This window comes from Nocardioides bizhenqiangii (assembly GCF_034661235.1).
In the GTDB taxonomy this organism is placed as follows: Bacteria; Actinomycetota; Actinomycetes; order Propionibacteriales; family Nocardioidaceae; genus Nocardioides; species Nocardioides bizhenqiangii.
Window position 1 is genome coordinate 767,581 of sequence record NZ_CP141059.1, and the last position, 21,028, is coordinate 788,608.

The window sequence follows — 21,028 nt, forward strand, 5'->3', positions numbered from 1 at the left end:
AAGCCCCGCGGGGGTCTCGATACGCCCTCGCCTAGCGGCTCGGGCTACTCGACCAACGAAGGCGCGGGGTCTCGATATGCCCTCGCCTAGCGGCTCGGGCTACTCGACCAACGAAAGCCCCGCGGGGGTCTCGATACGCCCTCGCCTAGCGGCTCGGGCTACTCGACCAACGAAAGCCCCGCGGGGGTCTCGATACGCCCTCGCCTAGCGGCTCGGGCTACTCGACCAGCGAAGGCGGGGGGTCTCGAGACGCCCTCGCCTGGCGGCTCGGGCTACTCGACCAACGAGAGGGGTCAGCGGAGGTCGTCGCGCAGCTCTTTGACGACCGAGTCGACGACGGCGACCAGGTCGCCGTCGGTGCGCTCGGCGACGGCGCGCTGGCGCTGGTACGACGCCCCACGCTTCGGGATCTCGAGCACCGAGGCGAGCTCGGCGGTGCAGCCGAGCCGCTCGGCGACCGGCTCGAGCCGCACCACGAGCTCGGCGAGGTCCTCGGTGACCAGCCGCTCGTTCGACTCGGCGTCGAGGATGACGATGGCGTCGACGCCGTACCGCGCGGCTCGCCACTTGTTCTCCTGGACGTGCCAGGGGGGCATGGTGGGCAGTTTCTCGCCGGCCGCGCAGCGTTCATCGAGCCAGACGACCAGGCAGTGCATCAGCGCGACCAGGGCCGCCATCTCGGCGAAGGTGGAGACGCCGTCGCAGATCCGGTTCTCCAGGGTGCCGTGGCGGACCGACGGGCGCAGGTCCCACCGGATCTCCGCCAGCTCCTCCACCACGCCGGTGACCTGCTGGTCGTGGACGAACGCCTCGTACTCCTCCCACCGCTCGAACTGGAACGGCAGGCCCGCGGTCGGGAGCTGCTGGAACATCAACGCCCGGTTGGAGGCGTAGCCGGTGTCGACGCCGGCCCAGATGGGGGAGGAGGCGGAGAGCGCCTGGAGGTGGGGGTACCAGTTGAGCAGCGCCGACAGCACGGGCATCACCCGCTCCTGGGCGGGCATCCCGACGTGCACGTGCACGCCCCAGATCAGCATCTGCCGCCCCCACCACTGGGTGCGGTTGATCAGCTCCTCGTAGCGGTGTCCCTCGGTCAGCTGCTGCCGCGTCCAGGACGCGAAGGGGTGGGTGCCGCCGCCGTACAGGTCGAGGTCGAGCTCGTCGCACGCCGGTACGACGTACTCCAGGGTGCGACGCAGATCGGCCATCGCCTCCGGCACCGTGTGGCAGACGCCGGTCACCACCTCGACCGTGTTGCGCAGCAGCTCCTTGTGCAGCCGCCCGGGATCGGGCATCCGCGCCTTGGCCCGTGCGAACAGGTGGGCCGCCTCGTTGCGCAGGTCGCGCGTCCGGCGGTCGACGAGCGCGAACTCCCACTCGACACCGAGAGTCGGCTCCGGGGAGCCGTGGAAGTCGATCCGCACCTGCCCAGCGTTCCACAGGTCGCGGCCGTGGGACGATCGGCGGGTGGAGGTGCCCCTCGATCGGATGTGGGAGCGCAGTCGGCTGTCGGTCCGCGGGCGGGTGGAGCGCTGGCGCCGCAAGCTGTTCGCCGTCGTCCAGTGCGCGATCGCGGCCGGCGTGGCGTGGTGGCTGGCGGCGGACGTGTTCGACCACCAGACGCCGTTCTTCGCGCCGATCGCAGCGGTCGTGTCGCTGGGCACCTCGTACGGCCAGCGGCTGCGGCGGGTCGCCGAGGTCACCTTCGGGGTCGCGATCGGGGTGTTCGTCGCCGACCTGCTCGTGGTGTCGATCGGCACCGGCGCGTGGCAGCTCGCCCTCATCGTCGGGCTCGCGATGTCGGCGGCTCTGCTCCTCGACGCCGGGAACCTGTTCGTGACGCAGGCTGCCGTGCAGTCGATCGTGGTCGCGACCCTGCTCCCCGATCCCGACGCGGCACTGACCCGGTGGACCGACGCGCTCATCGGTGGTGGGGTCGCGCTGGTCGCCGCCACTGTCGTTCCCGCGGCGCCGCTGCGCAAGCCGCGCGAGCAGGCCGCCTCGGTCGCCCGCAAGATCGCCGAGCTGCTCCGCGCGGCCAGCCACGTGATGATCGACGGCGAGACCGACCCTGCCCTCGACCTGCTCGCCGACGCACGGGCGACCGATCGGATGATCCGCGAGCTCCAGGCCGCAGCCGAGGAGGGGGTCTCGGTCGTCGCCTCGTCACCGTTCCGCGTGCGCCATCGAGAAGGTCTGCGGCGGATGGTCGAGCTCGTCGACCCGCTCGACCGCTCGCTGCGGAGCACCCGGGTACTGGTCCGGCAGGCGGCGGTCGCCGCCTACCGGCACCGGCCGGTGCCGTCGTCGTACGCCGACCTGACCGCCGACCTCGCGCTGGCCGTGGACGCGGTCGCCGACGAGCTCGCAGCCGACCGGATGCCGGAGGCGGCGCGGCCCCGGGTCCTCGCGGTCGGCGAGGCGACCGGGATGGTGGAGCGCAGCCCGTCGCTCTCGGGCGACGCGATCCTCGCCCAGCTGCGCTCGATCGTGGTCGACCTACTGCTCGTCACCGGGATGGGCCAGCTCGAGGCGACCGACGCGCTGCCGCCGCCGCGCCGCTGACCGACGGCATTACCCACGTCAGCGATGAACATCCGTCTTGACGTTTTCGGTGAACAGTTGTTCTCTGGAGTTCATGTCGAGCACCATTCCCTGGGAACGCGTGCGTCGGTCCGCGTCGAAGCTGACGACACCGCTCCACCCCGACGACTACCTCCGACTGGTGAACCCGCTCTGGAGCTCACGTGAGCTCCGCGGGCGGATCGAGAAGGTCATCCCGGAGACCGAGGACGCCGCGACGCTGGTGATCAAGCCCGGCTGGGGCTGGCGGTACGACCACAAGCCGGGTCAGTACGTGGGCATCGGCATCCAGGTCGAGGGCAAGTTCCAGTGGCGGTCCTACTCCGTCAGCTCGCCCCCCGAGCGGCGCCGCGGCACGATCACCATCACCGTGCGCGCGATGCCGGAGGGGATGCTCTCCAGCCACCTGGTCAAGGGGCTCGAGCCAGGCACCATCGTCCGGCTTGCGCTCCCGGAGGGCGACTTCGTCCTTCCGGACCCGCCGCCCGAGAGGATGCTCTTCCTCGTCGGCGGCAGCGGTGTCACGCCGGTGATGGCGATGCTCCGCACCCTCGACCGCCGGGGCACGATGCCCGACGTCGTCATGCACTACTCCTCGCCGACCAAGGACCGGATGATCTTCCGGGACGAGCTGGACCGGCTCGAGCAGAAGCACCAGGGTCTGACCCTCCACCGGCTCGAGACCGACATCGACGGGATGCTCGACCTCGCCGACCTCGAAGAGATCTGTCCCGACTGGCGAGAGCGCGAGACCTACGCGTGCGGACCGGGGCCGATGCTCGACGCGATCACCGAGCACTACGAGGAAGAGGACGTCGTCGAGCACCTGCACCTCGAGCGCTTCTCCCTCGAGCTCGGCGGCGAGGGCGGCGAGGGCGGGACGATCACCTTCCAGAACTCCGGCAAGTCGATCGAGGCCGACGGCGCCACCACCGTGCTCGAGGCCGGCGAGGAGGCCGGCGTCGGCATGCCCTACGGCTGCCGGATGGGCATCTGCCACACCTGCACGCTGACCCTCATCTCGGGCAAGGTGCGCGACCTGCGCAACGGCAGCGAGTACGACAGCCCCAACGAGCCCGTTCAGACCTGTGTCACCGCCGCCGTCGGCGACTGCAAGCTCGACATCTGACCTATCTGACCTATCTGACCTATCTGACCTATCTGACCTAGAGAAGGGAGCCGCTCATGGCTATTTCGGACGTCAAGGAGTACACCCACCTCACCGAGGACGAGGTCGACCAGATCGGGCGTGAGCTCGACCAGATCCGCACCGAGATCGAGGAGTCGCGCGGTGCGTCGGACGCGGCGTACATCAACCGCCTCATCAAGATCCAACGCGCGCTCGCCGCGGCCGGCCGGGTCACCCTGCTCGTCGGCACGCAGACCAAGGAGACCCGCAAGCCGGCCCTCGTGCTCGGCACCGCACTCCTGGGTCTGCACAAGATCCTCGAGAACATGGAGATCGGCCACAACGTCATGCACGGGCAGTGGGACTGGATGAACGATCCGGAGATCCACTCGTCCAACTGGGAGTGGGACACCGCGCAGCCCGCGGAGCAGTGGAAGCACTCGCACAACTACATCCACCACCAGTTCACCAACGTCCTCGGCTACGACAACGACATCGGCTACGGCATCCTCCGGATGGCGCGCGAGCAGAAGTGGTCGCCGTACAACCTCGGGCAGCCGGTCTACAACGGCCTGCTCGCGACCCTCTTCGAGTGGGGCGTCGCCCTCCACGACCTCGACATCGAGCGGATCCGCAAGGGCGAGAAAGATCCGAAGGAGATGAAGCGGCAGCTCAAGCAGATCTTCCGCAAGGGTCGCAACCAGATCGTCAAGGACTACGTCGTCTACCCGGCGCTGGCCGGGAAGCAGTGGAAGTCGGTTCTCGCCGCCAACGCGACCTCCAACATCATCCGCAACCTGTGGTCCTACATGATCATCTTCTGCGGTCACTTCCCCGACGGCGCGGTGCACTTCACCGAGGAGGAGATCGAGGACGAGACGAGGGCGGAGTGGTACCTCCGGCAGATCCTCGGCTCGGCGAACTTCGAGGGCGGGAAGCTGCTCCACATCCTGTCGGGCAGCCTCGGCTTCCAGATCGAGCACCACCTCTTCCCGGACCTGCCGAGCAACCGTTACCCGGAGATCTCGGAGAAGGTCCAGGCGCTGGCCGCCAAGTACGACATCCCCTACACGACCGGTCCGCTCTACCGGCAGTACGGCCAGGCACTGCGCACCATCATGAAGCTCTCGCTGCCGAACTCGTGGACCAGCAGCGACCAGCCCGAGCCGCCGACACCGCCGCACGACCGGAAGCGTCGCGGCGACGGCGAGCGTCCCTCGCGCCGGACCGAGCTCGGAGGGTGGTCCCGCTCGCACTCGGAGGCACGGGGTTGATGGCGATGCAGACGCCGAACGGCATGGACGGCCCGTTCGCCTGGGACCCTTCGCCAGAAGGCGGACTCGGGGAGCTGGTCGGACGTCGGGTGACGCAGTGCGCGCTGAGCAGGATCTGCGGTGTGTGCGCGGAGTCGCTGGGCCGACCGGTGGCCTTCGTCGGCACGCCCGACGAGGTCGGTCGCAACGCCTTCCACGCCCCACCGCTCCACAGCGCCTGCGCCGACGCGCTGCTCCGCGACCCCGGCGCCGATCCCGACTGGGAGGTCGTCGCGACCGCCGGCTTCGAGTTCGTCCGGCCCGCCCGTGAGGACGAGGACCGGCGACCGACGTTCCAGCCCAACTCGCTCCTAGGCGCTTCTTCGGCCGTCGAGTAGCCCGAGCGCCTCCGCGCTGGTCGTCGAGTAGCCCGAGCGCTCTGGCGCGAGGGCGTATCGAGACGCCGCAACTGTGACCGCTCGCCGTCGGACTCTTCGGTCGCGGCGTCTCGATACGCCGGCGCTCGTTCCTCGCGCCGGCTACTCGACGAGCGACGAGAGCCACCGGTCCGCGGTGCCGTCGTACGGCGCCACTCCTGTCCGTACGGCGGCCAGCACCTCCGCTGCGGAGCGCTCGGCCATGGCGACCACGTCCGGCGGGTAGCCGAAGGACACCCGGTGCTCGGCGAACTCGTCCTCGTCGTCGAGGACGACGGAGCCGTCGCGCAGCTTGATCACGTCGAGGTCGAGGTCGACCGCCCGCAGCACCGACCCGTCCCACACGGGGGGAGTGGTCATGTCGACGTAGATCCACGCCTTGGCATGCGCGTCGTTGAACGCGGCCAGGTGTGCGGCGCCGTCCACCGGGACCAGGACCACTCCGGCGAAGTCCGAGACGAACTCCATGCCGGGCCGGGAGTAGAACGTGCCGATCGGGCAGCCGAGCCAATGGCCGTGCTCGTCGACGCCGAGGTAGCGGGCGTCGTACTCCCAGTGCGGCCGGTCGCCCCACTTGCTCATCACGACACGGATCGGCTGGTCGGGAGTCACGTGAATCTCTCTACCAGAGCCATGCCAGCATGGCGCGCATGGCCGATGCCCGGGAGCTGACACAGCGCCTCGACCTCTGCCTCCGTGTCGGCGAGATGCTGCTCGCGTCGGGTGCGGGAGCCGCCGACGTGACGGCCACGATGCGGGCGCTGGCGCAGGCGCTCGGCGTCCGACGCACCGAGGTCGACGTGACGTTCACCCAGCTGGCGATGAGCGCGCAGCCCGAGCCGGACGTGCCGGCGATCGTGCAGATCCGCTCCGTGACGCAGCGGGAGATCGACTACGACGACCTCACCAGGGTCGACCACCTGGTCCGCGACGTCCTGGCAGAGCGGATGGGACTGCGCGACGCGCGCGCCGAGATCGCCCGGATCGCGTCGTCAGGCCATGCGCGTCCGCGGTGGGCAGCGACGCTCGGCTGGGGCCTGATGTGCGCGGGGATCAGTCTGCAGCTGGGCGGGACGCCTGCCGTGGTCACGGTCGCGTTCATCGCCGCGGTCGTGATCGCCAGGTTGCAGCACGCGATGACGAAGCGGCGACTGCCGTTCTTCTACCAGCAGGTCGTCGGCGGCGCGGTCGCGACCCTGCTGGCGGCGGCCGCCACCCGTGCCGCCGAGCCGGTCGTCACCATGGACGCCTCCCTCGTGGTGAGCGCGAACATCGTCATGCTGCTCGCCGGCATCGGTTTCATGGGGGCGATCCAGGACGCGATGTCAGGCTTCTACGTCACCGGCGGCGCGCGGCTGCTCGAGGCCGTGCTCGCGACCGCCGGCATCATCGCCGGCGTCAGCGGCGGGTTCAGTCTCGCCATCGCGGTCGGGCTGGACCTGCCGCCGCTGGAGCCGGCACGGGCCGACCTGGTCGGCGTCACCGTCGCGGCGCTCGGAGCGGCGGTCGCGGCGGCGGCGTTCGCGTTCTCGTCGTACGCGCCCTGGCGGACGCTCGCGCCGGTCGGCCTGCTGGCGGGCGGTGCAGCTGCGATCAGCGAGGCGGTCGCCCGCCAGGATTTCGGACGACCCTGGGCGGTCGGTGTCGCGGCATTCGCTGTCGGCCTGGTCAGCTACACGGTCGCCGGGCGGCTGCGGGTGCCGCCACTGGTCGTCGTGGTCTCCGCCGTGGTGCCACTGCTGCCGGGTCTGACGATCTACCGCGGGCTCGCGCTCCTCGGTGCCAACACCGACCCGGCTCCGGCCCAGGGGCTGCTGGCCATGGTGACCGCGGCCTCGGTGGCCACGGCCCTCGCGGCCGGCGTGATCCTGGGGGAGTACGTCGCCCAGCCGGTCAAGCGCGAAGCGCGCCGGGTCGAGACCCGGCTCGCCGGACCACGCCTGGTCGGCGTGACCCGGTACCGCCGGCGCCGCCGGCGCGGCCCGGGGCAGACGGACAGGCAGCCGAACGGGCAGCCGGACGGGCAGACGGACGGGCAGACGGAGGAGTAGCGGGTCAGACGATCGTGGCCTTCTTGGGGAGGATCCGCTTGGAGCCATAGGCGATGACGTCCTGGTAGCGCGACCCGGCGAGCTTGCCGAACGTGTGGACCAGGTGCGCGTCGACGCCGACGAGGACGCGGGCCTGGTTCCTGGTGATGCCCTTGACGATGATCGCCGCTGCCTTCTCGGGCGTCATCCGGGCGAGCTTCTCGTCGAACAGCTTGGCGGTCGCGGCCTTGTCCTCGTGCTCGGAGACCCGCGCGTTGCGCGCGATGGCGGTCTTGATGCCGCCGGGGTGGACGGCGGTCACGCCGACCTTGTGCCCGGAGATCAGCATCTCCTCGCGGATCGCCTCGGTCATGCCGCGGACGGCGTACTTCGACGCGTTGTACATACTCTGGCCCGGCATCGAGACCAGGCCGAAGAGCGAGGAGATGTTGACCAGGTGGCCGTCGCCGGACTCGATCAGGTGCGGCAGGAAGAACTTCGTGCCGTGCACGACGCCCCAGAAGTTGACGCCGATGATCCAGTCGATGTCCTTCATCTCGAGGTCGACGAAGTCGCCGGCCAGCGCGACGCCGGCGTTGTTGATGACCACGTTGACCCGGGCGAACTGCTCGGCCACGGAGTCGGCGTACGCCGCGAACGCGTCGCGGTCGGCGACGTCGAGCCGGTCGCTGCGCACCTCGGCGCCGGTCTTCTCGGCCAGCACGACGGTCTCGGCCAGGCCGGCCTCGTCGACGTCGGACAGCGCGAGCCTCGCGCCCTTGCCCGCCAGGTCGAGCGCGAGTGCGCGACCAATGCCCGACCCGGCCCCGGTGATGACGACGACCTTGTGCTTCAGGGACTTCATGCGACTGCCTCCTCGGCGATGTTGCTCGGGGTGAGCGCGGAGACGTCGTACCTGTCGACGTCGAAGCGCGAGAGATGGCTCCGGAACGAGAACGTCTGCCCCGGCCACAGTGTCGTGTTGTTGCCGAACTTGTCGAGGTACCAGCTCGCGCAGCCGCCGGTAGTCCAGACGGTCGGCTTCATCCGCTCCTGGATCGTGGCCGTCCACTGCTCCTGGGCCGCCGCGGTCGGCTCGATCGCGCCGAGCCCCTCGCGCCGCATGGTGCGGGCGGCATCGACGATATAGCGCACCTGCGACTCGATGATGAAGATCATCGAGGAGTGACCGAGCGCGGTGTTGGGGCCGACGATCTGGAACAGGTTGGGGAAGCCGTGGATGGTCGTGCCCTTGTAGGCGGCCATGCCGGCCTCGCCCCAGACCTCGGCCAGGGTGCCGCCCTCGCGCCCGGTGATGTGCTGCGCGATCGGCGGCTCGGTGACGTAGAAGCCGGTGGCGACGACGAGCACGTCGATCGGCCGTTCCTCGCCGTCGGCGGTGACGACCGCGTCGCCGGTGACCTTGACGATCGGGTCGGTGACCAGGTCGACGTTGTCGGCGGCGAGCGCGGGGTACCAGGAGTTGGAGATGAGGATCCGCTTGCAGCCGGCGCGGTAGGTCGGCGTGACCTTCGCGACCAGCTCGGGGTCGTCGATCGCCTTCGCGATGTTCTTCTTGCACTGGCTCTCGACGACCTTGAGCAGTGTCGGGAACCGGGTGAACGCCGGCGCCCGGCTCTCGAGCAGGGCGTAGACCGCGGCCCGTGCGGCGCGCTGGGCACCGGGGACGTGCCGGAAGATCGCCTTCTCGACGCGAGTGAACCGCCGTTCGTTGCGGGGGATGACCCAGTTCGGCGTGCGTTGGTAGACATCGACGTGGCCGAGGTGGCCAACGACCTTCTGGAGCTCGGGGACGAGCTGGATCGCGGACGCGCCGGTGCCGATGACGGCGACCCGCTTGCCGGCGAGGTCGACGTCGTGGTTCCACCGGGCCGAGTGGAAGATCTCGCCCTGGAAGGACTCGATGCCGTCGATCTCGGGGAGCCGCGGCTCGGACAGGCCGCCGGAGCCGGAGATGAGGGTGCGGGCGGCGTACTCACCGTCGGTGGTGGTCACCCGCCAGCGCTGTGCGGCGTCGTCCCACCTCGCGTCGACGACCGCGGTGTCGAAGACGAAGCGGTCGAGGACGCCGGACTCCTCGGCGACCCGCTTGGTGTAGTCCCAGATCTCCGGCTGGGGAGAGTAGACCTTCGACCAGTCCGGGTTGAGCGCGAAGGAGTAGCTGTAGAGCTGGCTCGGGACGTCGCACTCCGCGCCGGGGTAGGTGTTGATGTGCCAGGTGCCGCCGACGTCGCTGTCCTTCTCGATCACGAGGAAGTCGCGCTCCCCGGCTTCCTGGAGCTTGATGGCAGCGGCGAGGCCGGCGAACCCGGCGCCCACGATGAGGTGGTCGACGAGCTGCGCCGTCGACGGGGCGCCGGTCTCCGGAGTGGTCTTCTTGGCCATGCCGACGAACGTACTGGCGCTATTGAACATTCGTCAATAGAGTGTCCGCGTGACCGCCACCACGCGCACCCGGCTCGCGCCCGACCAGCGCCGCGAGCAGCTGCTCGGCCTCGGGCTGCGGCTGTTCGCGGGCAGCTCGATCGAGGACATCTCCATCGACCGGCTCTGCGAGGAAGGGGGGGTCTCGCGCGGGCTGCTCTACCACTACTTCGGCAGCAAGCAGGGTTTCCACGAGGCGGTCATCCAGCGCGCGGCCGACGACCTGATCGCCCAGACCGCGCCGCCGGAGGGCGACGATCCGATCGCGAAGCTGTCGGCCTCGTTGACGGCGTACGTCGACTACGTGATCGCCAACCACCAGGGCTATCGCTCGCTCGTGCTGGCCGCCGCCGGCGGCAACGAGGGGGTGCGCGCGATCTACGAGCAGGCCCGGGCCGTCATGATCGACCGGACCTTCGAGACGCCCGGCGTCGAGGCGCTGCTGGTCGACACCCCGGCCACCCGACTGGTCGTGCGGGGCTGGGTCGCGTTCGTCGAGGACACCGTCCTCACCTGGTGCGACACGCCCGACGGTGTCACCCGCGACGAGCTGGCGCGGATCGTGACCGATGCGCTGCCCGCGCTGGTCGCCACCCTCCGTTGAGCGAAGCTGGCTACTTCGACGGCTTCGGGGTCTTGCAGTCGACCTTGGGGTTGACGCCGACGTAGTTGAGCGGTCCCGCGACGATCGTGAGCGCGGTGTCGGCGAAGTCGCGACAGCTGACGTCCTTGTCCGGGTTGAAGTACCCGCGCTGGAACGCTGCCAGCACTCCGATGATGAGCCAGATCACCACGATCACGCCAACGACTCCACTGCCTCGCCTCATGACTACCTCCCTGGTGGGAGGGAGGTACCCACGACGACGCTGTCCAGCCGGGCCGGGGCGTTCAGCCGAGGACGGCGGCCAGCTGGTCGATGCCCCAGTGCAGGTCTTCGTCGGAGATCACCAACGGGGGAGCGAGCCGGATCGTGGAGCCGTGGGTGTCCTTGGCAAGGACGCCGCGCGCCATCAGCCGCTCGCAGATCTCGCGCCCGGTGCCGATGGTCGGGTCGATGTCGACGCCGGCCCACAAGCCACGGGAGCGGACGGCGATCACGCCGTGCCCGACCAGCGCGTCGAGCCGCTCCCGCAGCACGAGACCGAGCTCGGTCGCCCGGGTCTGGAACTCGCCGGTCGCCAGCATGCTGACGACCTCGCTGCCGACGGCGCAGGCCAGCGGGTTGCCGCCGAAGGTCGAGCCGTGCTGGCCCGGCTTGAGGACGCCCAGCACCGAGCGGTCTCCGACGACCGCCGACACTGGCACGATGCCGCCGCCGAGCGCCTTGCCGAGCAGGTAGAGGTCGGGGACGACACCTTCGTGGTCGCACGCGAACGTGCGTCCGGTGCGCCCGAGACCGGCCTGGATCTCGTCGGCGGCGAGCAGCACGTTCTCGCGGGTGCAGACCTCGCGCACGTCGCGCAGGTAACCATCGGGCGGGATGATCACGCCGCCCTCGCCCTGGATCGGCTCGATGAGCACGGCCACGGTGTGCGGCGTGATCGCCGCCTCGAGCGCCGCGAGGTCGCCGTACGGGACCATGTCGAAGCCCGGGGTGAACGGGCCGAACCCGTTGCGTGCGTCGGGGTCGTCGGAGAACCCGACGATGGTGGTCGTGCGGCCGTGGAAGTTGCCGCCCGCGACAATGATCCGGGCCTGGTCGGCGGGGACGCCCTTGACCTCGTAGCCCCACTTGCGGCTGACCTTGATCGCGGTCTCGACGGCCTCGGCACCGGTGTTCATCGGCAGCACCAGCTCCTTGCCGCACAGGTCACCGAGCGCGGCGCAGAAGTCGGCGAACACGTCGTGGATGAACGCGCGGCTGGTGAGGGTCAGCTTGTCGAGCTGGGCGTGTGCCGCGGCGACCAGGCGCGGGTGGCTGTGACCGAAGTTCAGCGCCGAGTAGCCGGCGAGCAGGTCGAGGTAGCGGCGGCCGTCGACGTCCGTCATCCAGGCGCCCTCGCCGTGCGCGAGCACGACCGGCAGCGGGTGGTAGTTGTGCGCCGTTCGCGCCTCGGCGCGCTCGATCGCTGCCTGCACCGTCGGCGTGCTCGCCGACGTACCGGTGATGATGGTCATGGTCGCCTCCCTCGCTGCTCTGTCTGCGGCCTGTCTATCACGCATTGTCTGACAATCTGCAAACCACGGTAGCGGGTCGACGCAACTCGCCGAATCTTTGCCGGCCAGTTCTGGCAGTCGTTAGATGCCGCCGGCCCCACCCCGCTCCAAGGGTGGGACCGGCGACGGTACCGACGAGGGCAGAGCCTCAGTCGGAGCTGACGTCGCGCAGGGGGGCGCCGACGTCATGCATGTGCCGCAGCCCGATGGCGTAGGACTCCAGGAGGTTGGTCTCCATGTAGGAGATCCCACGCTCGTGGCAGTGGTTCTCGATGATCGGCTGGGCTCGCCTGAGGTTCGGGCGCGGCATGCTGGGGAACAGGTGGTGCTCGATCTGCAGGTTGAGCCCCCCGAGTGCGAAGTCGACGGCAGGACCACCGCGGACGTTGCGCGAGGTCAGCACCTGGCGTAGCAACGGATCCGTGGCCTCCTCGGGGGTCAGCGGCGGCATGCCCTTGTGCGCCGGGGCGAACGAGCTGCCGAGGTAGACGCCGAAGAGCGCCTGGTGGATGGCGAGGAAGACCAGGCCCTGGGCCCAGGTCATGGTGCCGATCAGCAGTGCGAAGTAGAGGACGAAGTGGCCGAGCAGCAGCGCGATCTCCGTCTTCCGGTAGCGAAGCCCGGGCCGGATCACGGCCCGTACGCTCGAGACCCGCAGGTTGAGGGCCTCCAGCGTCAGCATCGGGAAGAACAGTCCGGCCTGGTGCCGCGTCAGCCATCCCGCCATGCCCTTCCGGGCACGGGCCTGGTCGGCGTCGAACACGAAGGCGCCGACCGCGACGTCAGGATCGGACTCGAGGTCGTTGGGGTGGGCGTGGTGGGCGTTGTGCTTGGCATGCCACCACCCGTAGCTCATGCCGATGAGCAGGTCGCCGTGCACCAGGGCGAGCAGAGCTGTCGCCCGCCCGCCCTGGGCGATCTGGTGGTGAGCGGCGTCGTGGGCGAAGAACGCGATCTGGGTGGACATGAACGCAAACGCGGGGGCCAGCAGGATGGCCCACCACGAGTCGCGCAGCAGCACCATGCCGCCCACGATGAGGGCGAGACCCAGCAGATTGAGGCTCCCCAACAGGGAATAGAACCGGGGTCTACGGTGGAGGAGTCCTCTACTTCTGATTTCCCGAACCAGATCGCTGTAGCCGCTCTCGATGGAGCCGCTGTGGGGGCGTTGACGGACTGACTCGGTGGAGGACATGAAAATCCCGGCTGCTCGCTGATTGCGCCGCCGGGGTCCGAGGTGGCCTTGTTCTCTTTGAGGCTACTCCTACTGCCTGAGGGGTGGAAGCGTGAGGACCACCGCCCAGATCCTCGACGCGATCTACACAGACGGCTCGGGGGGCAACCTGCCCGCGCTGCTGTGCGTCGACTGCACGACGGTCCTCGACCTCAGCGCGACAGGGATGGCCCTGATCAACGACGACGGTCACCAAGGGGTGCTCGGAGCGTCGGGTCCGCTCGCGACCCGTCTGGAAGACCTCCAGTTCGAGCTGGGCGAAGGACCCGGACTGGACGCATTCCGCGCCAACAGTCCGATTCTCGAGCCAGACCTGAGTGTCAACGCGATGACCCGCTGGCCGGGGTTCGGATCCTCAGCCTTGAGTGAGGGGGTACGCGCGGTCCTCGCGCTTCCGCTCCAGGCGGGCGCGACCCCGATGGGGGCGCTCTGCCTGTATCGCTCGACTCCCGGCCGTTGGGACGATGACGGGACGGCGAGCGCCCTGGCGTACGCCGATGCGGCGGTTGCGGTGCTGCTGCGGCTGCAGGCGCAGCCGGGGCCGGCGCTCCACCCTGACCTGGCCGCGCCGGTGGCATACCGCGCCGTGGTGCACCAGGCCACCGGCTTCCTCGCGGTCCAGGCGTCGGTCGGTCTGGCCGAGGCGCTCCTGTTGCTGCGCGCGCACGCGTACGCGTCCGAGCGCCCGCTGCTGCAGGTTGCCCGCGAAGTACTCGCCGGAACGCTTCGCATTCAGCCAGGGGAGGGCGAAGATGATTGAACAACGTGACCGCGGATCTCGGCAGACCACTCGAAAGCAATCGTCATGACCACTGAACAGCGGCTCAGCCAGGTGTTCGTCGAGCTCGCCGACACGCTCGTCGCCGAGTTCGATGCGCTGGACTTCCTGTCCACGCTGACCGAGCGCAGCGTCGAGCTCCTCCACGCTGACGCGGCGGGCGTGATCCTCAACGACATGCGGGGGAGCCTGCACGTCGTGGCTTCGACAACTGATCGAGCTCAGGTGCTCGAGCTCTTCGAGCTCCAGAACGACGAGGGGCCCTGTCTCGACTGCTTCAACCACGGTCGCGCGGTGGTCAACGTCGGACTGTCCGACGCACGCATCCGTTGGCCGCGGTTCAGTGAAGCCGCAGCCGAGGTGGGCTATCAGTCGGCGCATGCGATCCCGCTGCGACTACGGGACTCGGTGATCGGCGCCATGAACCTGTTCAGTGCGGCCGTCGTCGAGCTCACCGACGAGGATGTCGCCCTCGGCCAGGCCCTGGCGGACATCGCCACCATCGGCCTGCTCCAGGAGCGCGCGGTCCGCCAGTCGGGCCTCATCGCCGAGCAGCTGCAGACCGCGCTCGGCAGCCGCATCCTGATCGAGCAGGCCAAGGGGGTCCTGCTCGCGAGCGCCGGCGTCGGTGTGGACGAGGCATTCCGGCTGATGCGCGACTACAGCCGCCGCAACCATGAGCCGGTCAAGACCGTCGCTCGCCGCGTGATCGACCGCGAGCTGACTGCCGACGACCTCCGCTAGGGCACGTCTCCTTATCCTGCGCCTGCTGCGCGACGTTTCCGCCTCGATCTGGCTGCGTTGGCGTCGCTCGATGGGCGGACGAGCACGACTTCGCTCCGCCGCCTTGCCAGATCGGCCGGAAACGCCGCTCGCGACGTCGCCGGATAAGGAGACGCGCCCTAGCGGTTCGGGAGCAGCGTCCCGAGCGGTCCGAGATCGAGGTTGAGATCCTCAGCGGTGAGGTCGTAGCGGGACTTGAGATCTTCCATCGCCTCCTCGAGCTTCATCAGCCCGAGACCGAGCGACTCGACCTGCTCCTCGGTGAGGTCGCCCTCGTCGACCCGGCGCAGCGCCTGCTTCTCCATCAGCTGCCGGATCAGCTCGATGATCGTGAGGACCAGCTTGAACAGGTCGCGCTCCACCGACTCGGGGTCGGTCTCGAGCCGATGCGCCAGCGCGTGCCGGCGGTTCATTGCGTCATCTCCGCGCGCACAGAGCTGATCAGCGCGTGCAGCTGCACCTGCACCAGGTCGACGCCCGCCAGGCTGATGACCACGTCCCCCGAGATCACCACGCCCGTCCCCAGCAGTCGGTCGAGCAGGTCGACGAGTGCGATCTCGCCGTACCCCTGGTCCTGGGTCGCGAGGGTCACTGTTCCTCCACGGTCGCGAAGGAGTACGGCGGCCAGGGCCCACCGCACGCGATCGACACCTCCGGATGGCCCGCGACCAGCGCCGCGACCTGCGCGGTGAACTCCGGTGCCGCGTGCTCGTCGACCAGGTAGGCGCCGTTGAGCAGCATCGTCTCCTCGACGCCCGACAGCCTCGGGTCCTGGGCGCGGAGGTGTCGGGTGGCGACGGCGAGCCCGCCCAGCGCCCGGTCGACCTCCTCGGCCGCGGCCATGGCCCGCGCCTCCGCCGTCCGGCGCTCCTCGGCTGCCGTCTTCTTCTGACGGAGGTAGGCGGCTCCGCTCGTCACAGCAGGCTCGGCCTCCGGCGCCCGCTGCCGCGCGGAGGTGTTCGCGTATACCTTCACACTCCACTCCTGCCGGCGCGCGACGCGGTTGAGAGCCTCGACCAGCGCGTCGTACCAGAGCTCGAGCTGGCGCCGGACGCTCCCGTCGTCCAGGTAGATCGTGGTCATCCTCATCGGTGCGGTCGGAGCATGGTGCCCGCACGCCTGGACCACGGCGTCGTGGCGGCGTGCCGTCTGCTCGACCCAGTCGAGCTTCTCGAGGTTGGACCGGAGGCCGTCCTCGCCGAACTCGTCGAGATCGACGGTGCTCACGACACCCTGGAGGTCGAGGACCTCGACGATCTCCAGCGGCTCCTGCCCGACGGCAGGGACACCGGTCAGCGCGGACGGGTCGAGGCCGCGGCACACCGCGTAGAGATAGCGGCCGCGGTCACCCATGCCGGGCCTCCAGCGCGTCGAGCCGTTCGCGGAGCTCCTTGTTCTCCTTCTCGAGCTTCTCGTGGTCGCCGGAGAGCATCGGGTCGCTCTTCCACCAGTTGATGCCCATCTCCTCGGCCTTGTCGACCGACGCCACCAGCAGCCGGATCTTGATGGTGAGGAGCTCGATGTCGAGCAGGTTCACCTGAATGTCGCCGGCGATCACGATGCCCTTGTCGAGCACGCGTTCGAGGACGTCGGCCAGCGACTGCGGTCCGGACTGCCGCTCGTAGGGCGACCCCACCGACGACGGCCCGGGCCGCGACGCCGGGACCCGTCCTGGTTCGCGCCGGTCTTCGTTGACGGAGCTGTCGGTCTGCCGTTCGGTCATGTCATTCCCTCTCGGTGCTCCCGCGGACGTAGCGGTGCAGTCGTCGGCAACCCGACAGCCCGCCATCGTCGTCGAGCAGGACTTCGTAGGTCGCGAGCACGTCGGTCGTCTGCGGCACCCGTTCCAGCTCGAGCACGTCGACCAGGATGGTCCAGCCGTCGTCGCCCTTCTCCAGGCCGATGACGCCCTCGACCTCCTTGCCGGTGAGTCCGCGCACGTGGTGACGGGCACGCTTCACCGCTTCAGGTCCGGTCACGCTCGGTCCCTTCGATCAGGCGCTCGAGGAGAGTCTCTTCCCACCACTCCGCCTCGGCGTCGCTCAGCGCGCCTTCCTCGTGCATCCGCTCGACGGATTCCAGCTGGCGCTTGATGACCGCCGGGTCGTAGAAGGCTTCCTCGGCCTGGTGCAGGACCTGCTCGCCGATCGCGATCGTCCCTCGCAGGGGCGCCAACGGGAGGCCGAGGATCCCGGTGATCAGCCCCATCGGGCGTCACCCACGAAGTCGTAAGGCGCCAGCGGACCGAGCAACCGCAACCGGATCCGCTCGTGCACGGCCTCGGCGTAGGACTCGAGCGCCTCCTCGAGCTCCGCACGGCGCTCGTCGTCCACCAGGAGCGCGACCTCGACCACGTGGTCGAGGCCGGTGCCCCGCACCTCGCGGTGCTCCACGGCGTACGGCAGCACGAGGTCGAGCAGGTCGGCGGCGTCGTCGTGGCGACGCCGGTCCACGGCCTGCGCCACCAGCTCGCCGAGGCGCATCCGCTCCGCCCACGACGCCTGCTCCGGCACGCCGCGGGTGCGGTCGTTGAGGTCGCGGATCACCGGGTCGTCGGCAACCACCTCGGCCAGGACCGCCTCCTCGACGTAACGCGCGCGCAGCGTGAGCTGGCTGCGGCCCTCCAGTGCGTCCAGCAGGGCGACCAGCTCGTCACTGCGGCGCAGCAGGCCGTCGATCACGCCCTGCTCGTCGGGGAGTGCGGAACCGAACCGCACCGGCACCACCGGGCCTTCCACCGCGAGGCGGTCGAGGACCTGGTGGTACGCCGTCAGGTCGGCCTTCCGCATCACCGACTCCTCGACGTCGACCTCGCCGACCACTGCCATGACGTCGCCGTGGACGACGGCCGTGATCGGGTTGCCGGCCACGCCCTTCATCCGCGGGAGGTCAGCATCGGCCCGGGCCACGCCGTACACGAACAGCGCCGACGTCGCGGGGGCCTCAGTGTGAGCATCACGACCGGTCACGGTCACGACCTGCTCCTCGAGCTACGACGCGAGGAGCTGCGACTCCTGCTCTCCTTCTCCTTCTCCTTGTCGTCATCGTCATCGTCGTCGTCGTCCTTGTCGCTGCTGCCCGGCGTGAGCGCCTCCTTGACGCCGCCGAGGGCGCCCTTCGTCTTCTTCTTGGCGCCGCCCTCGCGCAGGTCGTCCAGCACGGCGGGGAGGTCCTTGCCTTCCGCCGTCCCGAGGTCGAGACGGTTCGTCGCCTCCGCGAAGCGCAGGTAGGTGTCCACGCTCGCGATGACGATGCGGGCGTCGATGGTGAGCAGCTCGATGCCGACCAGGGAGACCCGGACGTAGGCGTCGATCACGATTCCCTTGTCGAGGATCACCTCGACTACATCGGCGAGGCCACTGGGGGCCGGCCGCTCCAGGTAACCGCCGCCCTGGCGGCGGCTCGTGGTCTGAACGGTCATGAGGCTCGTCCCTTCTCATCGGCGTACTCGTCGTCGATCTCGTCGGTCGTCTCGTCGTCCTCGTACTCGTCCTCGTCCAGCTCGTCGTCCTCGTCGTCCTCGTCGTCCTCGTCGTCTACGTCTTCGTCCTCGTCGTCTACGTCTTCGTCCTCGTCGAGCTCGTCCTCGTCGTCGTACTCGTCCTCGGGCTCGTCGACGTCGTCGTCCTCGTCGTCTTCTTCGTCGTCGTACTCGTCCTCGGGCTCGTCGACGTCGTCGTCCTCGTCGTCTTCTTCGTCGTCGTACTCGTCCTCGGGTTCGTCTTCGTCCTCGTCCTCGGGCTCGTCCTCGTCCTCGTCCTCGTCCTCGTCGTACTCGTCCTCGGGCTCGTCGACGTCGTCGTCCTCGTCGTCCTCTTCTTCGTCGAGCTCGTCCTCGGGCTCGTCGTCCTCGTCGCCCTCTTCTTCGTCCTCGTCCTCGTCGTACTCGTCCTCGGGCTCGTCGACGTCGTCGTCCTCGTCGTCCTCTTCTTCGTCGAGCTCGTCCTCGGGCTCGTCGTCCTCGTCCTCGTCCTCGTCGTACTCGTCCTCGGGCTCGTCGACGTCGTCGTCCTCGTCGTCCTCTTCGTCGTCCTCGTCGTCGTACTCGTCCTCGGGCTCGTCGACGTCGTCTTCGTCGTCCTCGTCGTCGTACTCGTCCTCGGGCTCGTCGTCGTCCTCGTCGTCGTCCTCGTCGTCGTACTCGTCCTCCGGCTCGTCGCCCTCGCCCTCGTCGTCGGCCTGCTCGGCATCCTCGTGGCTCTCGACTACGTCGCCGTCCTCGATGGTGCCGCGCCAACCCTCGATGCTGTCGGGGTCGAGCAAGGCGTGCGCCATCACGTGACGGCGGAAGTGCTGGAGCTCGGCGCGGACCCGACGACCCTGCGCACGCCAGATGTTGCCGGTGCGCTCGAAGAGGCCTTGCGGGTGGTACTCGAGCACGACGATGATCCGCGTGAGGTTGGGCGTGATCTCGTGGAAGGTCACGGCGCCGTCGACGTAGCCCTTCTCGCCCTCGGACTTCCAGACGATGCGTTCCTCGGGCTGCTGCTCGAGGATCGTCGCCTCCCACTCGCGGTGAGACCAGAGGATCTGCGCCTTCCACTTGATCTTCTGGTCCTCCTCGGCGTGCGCCTTCTCGACCTTCCTCAGGAAGGACGGGAACGAGCCGAACTCGGTCCACTGGTTGTACGCCAGCTCGATCGGTACGCCGACGTCGATCTGCTCGATGATGTTGGTGACTTTCGCCTCGCTGCCACCTTTGCCCTTGCCGCCGCCGAGACCGGGGATGGCGTCCTTCACCTTGCCGACGGTCTTGGCGACCGACCCCACACTGGACACCGCCGAGAGCAGCCCGGAAGCTCCTCCCCCGGAAGGCGCGGCGTCCTTCACCTTCGACGCGGTGTCCTTGACGGCGGACGCGCCGCCCCCGAGCTTGTCCTTCAACCCGCCTGACGGCAGCTGGAGCCCGCCGTTGGAGGCCATCGTCTCCATCTTCGAGGTCAGGTCTCCGACCTTGTCCTCGACCGCGCCCATCGCGCGTTCGCCCAACGTGTCGAAGAGCGCCTTCGAGGCGTCGCGCAGCCTGTCCTGGGAAGTGCTGGAAGACATCTTCATCACCCCTTCGAGGATGCGGTTGCGCGCGAGGACGAGCCCGACCCGGACTGAGAGCTGCTGCTCTTCTTGGCCGGTGCCTTCTTGGCCGGTGACTTCTTGGCCGCGGCCCTGTTGGCCGGTGCCTTCCTGGCAGCGGTCTTCTTGGCCGCTGCTTTCTTGGCGGCGGTCTTCTTGGCCGGTGCCTTCTTGGCCGGTGCCTTCTTGGCCGGTGCTTTCTTGGCAGCGGTCTTCTTGGCTGGGGGGGTCGACTTCTTGGCCGGGGTCGACTTCTTGCTCGCGCTGCTGGATCCACTGGAGGTGGACTTCTTGGCCGGGGTCGACTTCTTCGTCGATCCGTTGGAGCCGCTAGTCGAGCTGCTGGACCCGCTGGACCGGCTCGAGGTGGACTTCTTCGCCGGGGCGGACTTCTTGGTCGATCCGCTGGAGCCGCCGCTGGAGCCGCCGCTGGAGCCGCCGCTGGAGCCGCCGCTGGAGCCGCCGCTGGAGCCGCCGCTGGAGCCGCCGCTGGAGCCGCCGCTGGAGCCGCCGCTGGAGCCGCCGCTGGAGCCACCGCTGGAGCTCGACCTCGTTGCCGCGGCCGACTTCCTGGTCGATCCGCTGGAGCCGCCGGACCTACTGGACCGGCTCGAGCTCGACCGGCTCGAGCTGGACTTCTTCGCCGGTCTCGACTTCTTGGTCGAGCCGTTCGAGTCGCTGCTGGAGCTGCTCGCAGACCTTCTCGAGGAGCTCGACTTCTTGCGCGGCTCGCTGCCCGACGACGACCTCTTCTGCGCCGAGCGGGAGCTGCTCCCAGTCTTCTTCTTCTTCGAGCTGCTGCGCTCGTCGGAGTTGTCGTCCTCGTTGGCCGGTCCGCCGACGTCCCCCAGCCTCTGGGTGACGGCCTCCACGCGGGAGGCGGCGGTGGCGAGAGCGAGTTCCTTGGCTGCGCCGGTCAACCGCTGGCGCAGTTCGGGGCTGCTGCCGGCGATCTTGCTCGCGAGCGCCTTCGGGTCGCCTGCGAACTTCTTGCCGGCCAACATGCCGGCAAGGGTGAGCGCGAGCCTCATCTTCTTAGTGCGTCCCAGCAGGTATCCGCCGGCGACGCCGGCTGTGATTTTCGTGGTTGCAGACATCAGTTTGTGAGCCGTCTCCGGCATCCCCTCCA

General features: G+C 69.2%; 25 protein-coding genes. 9 read left to right on the forward strand and 16 right to left on the reverse strand.

Going from position 1 to position 21,028, the window contains the following annotated elements:
* Nucleotides 1–293: 293 nt before the first annotated feature.
* Nucleotides 294–1,424, reverse strand: a complete 1,131-nt coding sequence (locus SHK19_RS03725; protein ID WP_322456850.1) for a glutamate--cysteine ligase — start codon at nucleotides 1,422–1,424, stop codon at nucleotides 294–296.
* A gap of 43 nt (nucleotides 1,425–1,467) precedes the next feature.
* On the opposite strand from SHK19_RS03725, the gene SHK19_RS03730 reads away from it, so the two are divergent.
* From SHK19_RS03730 to SHK19_RS03745, 4 genes are all read left to right on the forward strand, one after another.
* Complete coding sequence (locus tag SHK19_RS03730; RefSeq protein ID WP_322456849.1) at nucleotides 1,468–2,565, forward strand: FUSC family protein; 1,098 nt, start codon at nucleotides 1,468–1,470, stop codon at nucleotides 2,563–2,565.
* 73 nt (nucleotides 2,566–2,638) lie between these two features.
* On the forward strand, nucleotides 2,639–3,712 hold the full coding sequence (locus SHK19_RS03735) for a ferredoxin reductase (protein ID WP_322456848.1): 1,074 nt from the start codon (nucleotides 2,639–2,641) through the stop codon (nucleotides 3,710–3,712).
* A 56-nt stretch (nucleotides 3,713–3,768) separates the two neighbouring features.
* Nucleotides 3,769–4,986 carry a fatty acid desaturase family protein gene (locus SHK19_RS03740; RefSeq protein WP_322937900.1) on the forward strand — a complete coding sequence of 406 codons (1,218 nt, stop codon included), beginning with the start codon at nucleotides 3,769–3,771 and terminating at the stop codon, nucleotides 4,984–4,986.
* Nucleotides 4,986–5,363, forward strand: coding sequence for a hypothetical protein (locus SHK19_RS03745; RefSeq protein ID WP_322937901.1), 378 nt, complete (start codon nucleotides 4,986–4,988; stop codon nucleotides 5,361–5,363). The genes SHK19_RS03740 and SHK19_RS03745 overlap by 1 nt, the downstream gene beginning before the upstream one ends.
* Nucleotides 5,364–5,504: 141 nt before the next feature.
* Here SHK19_RS03745 and SHK19_RS03750 read toward each other — a convergent pair whose 3' ends face one another.
* Nucleotides 5,505–6,014 (reverse strand): DUF402 domain-containing protein, encoded by a 510-nt coding sequence (locus tag SHK19_RS03750; protein ID WP_322937902.1) that lies wholly within the window; start codon nucleotides 6,012–6,014, stop codon nucleotides 5,505–5,507.
* A 38-nt stretch (nucleotides 6,015–6,052) separates the two neighbouring features.
* Between SHK19_RS03750 and SHK19_RS03755 the strand changes: the two genes are divergently transcribed.
* A complete protein-coding gene (locus tag SHK19_RS03755; protein ID WP_322937903.1) occupies nucleotides 6,053–7,453 on the forward strand; it encodes a threonine/serine exporter family protein in 1,401 nt (466 codons plus the stop codon).
* Between the two features lie 4 nt (nucleotides 7,454–7,457).
* On the opposite strand, the gene SHK19_RS03760 is transcribed toward SHK19_RS03755, so the two are convergent.
* Together SHK19_RS03760 and SHK19_RS03765 are read right to left on the reverse strand one after the other, a co-directional pair.
* Entirely contained in the window at nucleotides 7,458–8,297 is an 840-nt protein-coding gene (locus SHK19_RS03760) for an SDR family NAD(P)-dependent oxidoreductase (protein ID WP_322937904.1), read from the reverse strand.
* Complete coding sequence (locus SHK19_RS03765) at nucleotides 8,294–9,838, reverse strand: flavin-containing monooxygenase (RefSeq protein ID WP_322937906.1); 1,545 nt, start codon at nucleotides 9,836–9,838, stop codon at nucleotides 8,294–8,296. Before SHK19_RS03765 ends, SHK19_RS03760 begins: the two co-directional genes overlap by 4 nt.
* 49 nt (nucleotides 9,839–9,887) lie before the next feature.
* Here SHK19_RS03765 and SHK19_RS03770 point away from each other — a divergent pair, with 49 nt between their 5' ends.
* A complete protein-coding gene (locus SHK19_RS03770; protein WP_322937907.1) occupies nucleotides 9,888–10,481 on the forward strand; it encodes a TetR/AcrR family transcriptional regulator in 594 nt (197 codons plus the stop codon).
* Between the two features lie 10 nt (nucleotides 10,482–10,491).
* Here the strand turns inward: SHK19_RS03770 and SHK19_RS03775 are convergent, their stop codons facing one another.
* The 3 genes from SHK19_RS03775 to SHK19_RS03785 all read right to left on the reverse strand — a co-directional run bounded on the left by SHK19_RS03775 (nucleotide 10,492) and on the right by SHK19_RS03785 (nucleotide 13,103).
* Nucleotides 10,492–10,704 carry a hypothetical protein gene (locus SHK19_RS03775; RefSeq protein WP_322456840.1) on the reverse strand — a complete coding sequence of 71 codons (213 nt, stop codon included), beginning with the start codon at nucleotides 10,702–10,704 and terminating at the stop codon, nucleotides 10,492–10,494.
* 61 nt (nucleotides 10,705–10,765) lie between these two features.
* On the reverse strand, nucleotides 10,766–11,995 hold the full coding sequence (rocD, locus tag SHK19_RS03780; protein WP_322456839.1) for an ornithine--oxo-acid transaminase: 1,230 nt from the start codon (nucleotides 11,993–11,995) through the stop codon (nucleotides 10,766–10,768).
* A gap of 187 nt (nucleotides 11,996–12,182) precedes the next feature.
* Complete coding sequence (locus SHK19_RS03785) at nucleotides 12,183–13,103, reverse strand: fatty acid desaturase family protein (RefSeq protein ID WP_322456835.1); 921 nt, start codon at nucleotides 13,101–13,103, stop codon at nucleotides 12,183–12,185.
* A gap of 217 nt (nucleotides 13,104–13,320) precedes the next feature.
* Here SHK19_RS03785 and SHK19_RS03790 point away from each other — a divergent pair, with 217 nt between their 5' ends.
* Together SHK19_RS03790 and SHK19_RS03795 are read left to right on the forward strand one after the other, a co-directional pair.
* Nucleotides 13,321–14,028, forward strand: coding sequence for a GAF domain-containing protein (locus SHK19_RS03790; protein ID WP_322937908.1), 708 nt, complete (start codon nucleotides 13,321–13,323; stop codon nucleotides 14,026–14,028).
* A 45-nt stretch (nucleotides 14,029–14,073) separates the two neighbouring features.
* Nucleotides 14,074–14,790: a GAF and ANTAR domain-containing protein gene (locus SHK19_RS03795; RefSeq protein WP_322456833.1), complete on the forward strand. Its 717-nt coding sequence runs from the start codon at nucleotides 14,074–14,076 to the stop codon at nucleotides 14,788–14,790.
* A gap of 158 nt (nucleotides 14,791–14,948) precedes the next feature.
* Here the strand turns inward: SHK19_RS03795 and SHK19_RS03800 are convergent, their stop codons facing one another.
* The 9 genes from SHK19_RS03800 to SHK19_RS03840 are packed head-to-tail and all read right to left on the reverse strand — an operon-like array spanning nucleotide 14,949 to nucleotide 19,878.
* Nucleotides 14,949–15,242, reverse strand: a complete 294-nt coding sequence (locus SHK19_RS03800; protein WP_322456832.1) for a gas vesicle protein K — start codon at nucleotides 15,240–15,242, stop codon at nucleotides 14,949–14,951.
* Entirely contained in the window at nucleotides 15,239–15,421 is a 183-nt protein-coding gene (locus SHK19_RS03805; protein ID WP_322937909.1) for a gas vesicle protein, read from the reverse strand. Before SHK19_RS03805 ends, SHK19_RS03800 begins: the two co-directional genes overlap by 4 nt.
* Nucleotides 15,418–16,182 carry a GvpL/GvpF family gas vesicle protein gene (locus tag SHK19_RS03810; protein ID WP_322937910.1) on the reverse strand — a complete coding sequence of 255 codons (765 nt, stop codon included), beginning with the start codon at nucleotides 16,180–16,182 and terminating at the stop codon, nucleotides 15,418–15,420. The genes SHK19_RS03805 and SHK19_RS03810 overlap by 4 nt, the downstream gene beginning before the upstream one ends.
* Nucleotides 16,175–16,552: a gas vesicle protein gene (locus SHK19_RS03815; protein WP_369075861.1), complete on the reverse strand. Its 378-nt coding sequence runs from the start codon at nucleotides 16,550–16,552 to the stop codon at nucleotides 16,175–16,177. The genes SHK19_RS03810 and SHK19_RS03815 overlap by 8 nt, the downstream gene beginning before the upstream one ends.
* A gap of 1 nt (nucleotide 16,553) precedes the next feature.
* On the reverse strand, nucleotides 16,554–16,808 hold the full coding sequence (locus tag SHK19_RS03820) for a gas vesicle protein GvpO (RefSeq protein ID WP_322456829.1): 255 nt from the start codon (nucleotides 16,806–16,808) through the stop codon (nucleotides 16,554–16,556).
* A complete protein-coding gene (locus SHK19_RS03825; RefSeq protein ID WP_322456828.1) occupies nucleotides 16,795–17,037 on the reverse strand; it encodes a gas vesicle protein GvpG in 243 nt (80 codons plus the stop codon). Before SHK19_RS03825 ends, SHK19_RS03820 begins: the two co-directional genes overlap by 14 nt.
* A complete protein-coding gene (locus tag SHK19_RS03830; RefSeq protein ID WP_322937911.1) occupies nucleotides 17,028–17,804 on the reverse strand; it encodes a GvpL/GvpF family gas vesicle protein in 777 nt (258 codons plus the stop codon). Before SHK19_RS03830 ends, SHK19_RS03825 begins: the two co-directional genes overlap by 10 nt.
* A complete protein-coding gene (gene gvpJ, locus SHK19_RS03835) occupies nucleotides 17,801–18,250 on the reverse strand; it encodes a gas vesicle protein GvpJ (protein WP_322456826.1) in 450 nt (149 codons plus the stop codon). The genes SHK19_RS03830 and gvpJ overlap by 4 nt, the downstream gene beginning before the upstream one ends.
* Nucleotides 18,247–19,878: an SRPBCC family protein gene (locus tag SHK19_RS03840; RefSeq protein WP_322937912.1), complete on the reverse strand. Its 1,632-nt coding sequence runs from the start codon at nucleotides 19,876–19,878 to the stop codon at nucleotides 18,247–18,249. Before SHK19_RS03840 ends, gvpJ begins: the two co-directional genes overlap by 4 nt.
* A gap of 72 nt (nucleotides 19,879–19,950) precedes the next feature.
* Between SHK19_RS03840 and SHK19_RS03845 the strand changes: the two genes are divergently transcribed.
* Nucleotides 19,951–21,006 (forward strand): hypothetical protein, encoded by a 1,056-nt coding sequence (locus tag SHK19_RS03845; protein ID WP_322937913.1) that lies wholly within the window; start codon nucleotides 19,951–19,953, stop codon nucleotides 21,004–21,006.
* The last annotated feature ends 22 nt before the right edge of the window (nucleotides 21,007–21,028 follow it).

Coding starts and splice junctions, on each gene's coding strand:
- SHK19_RS03735 (WP_322456848.1), top strand. CDS start 2,639: ATGTCGAGCACCATTCCCTGGGAACGCGTGCGTCGGTCCGCGTCGAAG.
- SHK19_RS03740 (WP_322937900.1), top strand. CDS start 3,769: ATGGCTATTTCGGACGTCAAGGAGTACACCCACCTCACCGAGGACGAG.
- SHK19_RS03745 (WP_322937901.1), top strand. CDS start 4,986: ATGGCGATGCAGACGCCGAACGGCATGGACGGCCCGTTCGCCTGGGAC.
- SHK19_RS03755 (WP_322937903.1), top strand. CDS start 6,053: ATGGCCGATGCCCGGGAGCTGACACAGCGCCTCGACCTCTGCCTCCGT.
- SHK19_RS03760 (WP_322937904.1), bottom strand. CDS start 8,297: ATGAAGTCCCTGAAGCACAAGGTCGTCGTCATCACCGGGGCCGGGTCG.
- SHK19_RS03765 (WP_322937906.1), bottom strand. CDS start 9,838: ATGGCCAAGAAGACCACTCCGGAGACCGGCGCCCCGTCGACGGCGCAG.
- SHK19_RS03775 (WP_322456840.1), bottom strand. CDS start 10,704: ATGAGGCGAGGCAGTGGAGTCGTTGGCGTGATCGTGGTGATCTGGCTC.
- rocD (WP_322456839.1), bottom strand. CDS start 11,995: ATGACCATCATCACCGGTACGTCGGCGAGCACGCCGACGGTGCAGGCA.
- SHK19_RS03795 (WP_322456833.1), top strand. CDS start 14,074: ATGACCACTGAACAGCGGCTCAGCCAGGTGTTCGTCGAGCTCGCCGAC.
- SHK19_RS03800 (WP_322456832.1), bottom strand. CDS start 15,242: ATGAACCGCCGGCACGCGCTGGCGCATCGGCTCGAGACCGACCCCGAG.
- SHK19_RS03810 (WP_322937910.1), bottom strand. CDS start 16,182: ATGGGTGACCGCGGCCGCTATCTCTACGCGGTGTGCCGCGGCCTCGAC.
- SHK19_RS03815 (WP_369075861.1), bottom strand. CDS start 16,552: ATGACCGAACGGCAGACCGACAGCTCCGTCAACGAAGACCGGCGCGAA.
- SHK19_RS03825 (WP_322456828.1), bottom strand. CDS start 17,037: ATGGGGCTGATCACCGGGATCCTCGGCCTCCCGTTGGCGCCCCTGCGA.
- gvpJ (WP_322456826.1), bottom strand. CDS start 18,250: ATGACCGTTCAGACCACGAGCCGCCGCCAGGGCGGCGGTTACCTGGAG.
- SHK19_RS03840 (WP_322937912.1), bottom strand. CDS start 19,878: ATGTCTTCCAGCACTTCCCAGGACAGGCTGCGCGACGCCTCGAAGGCG.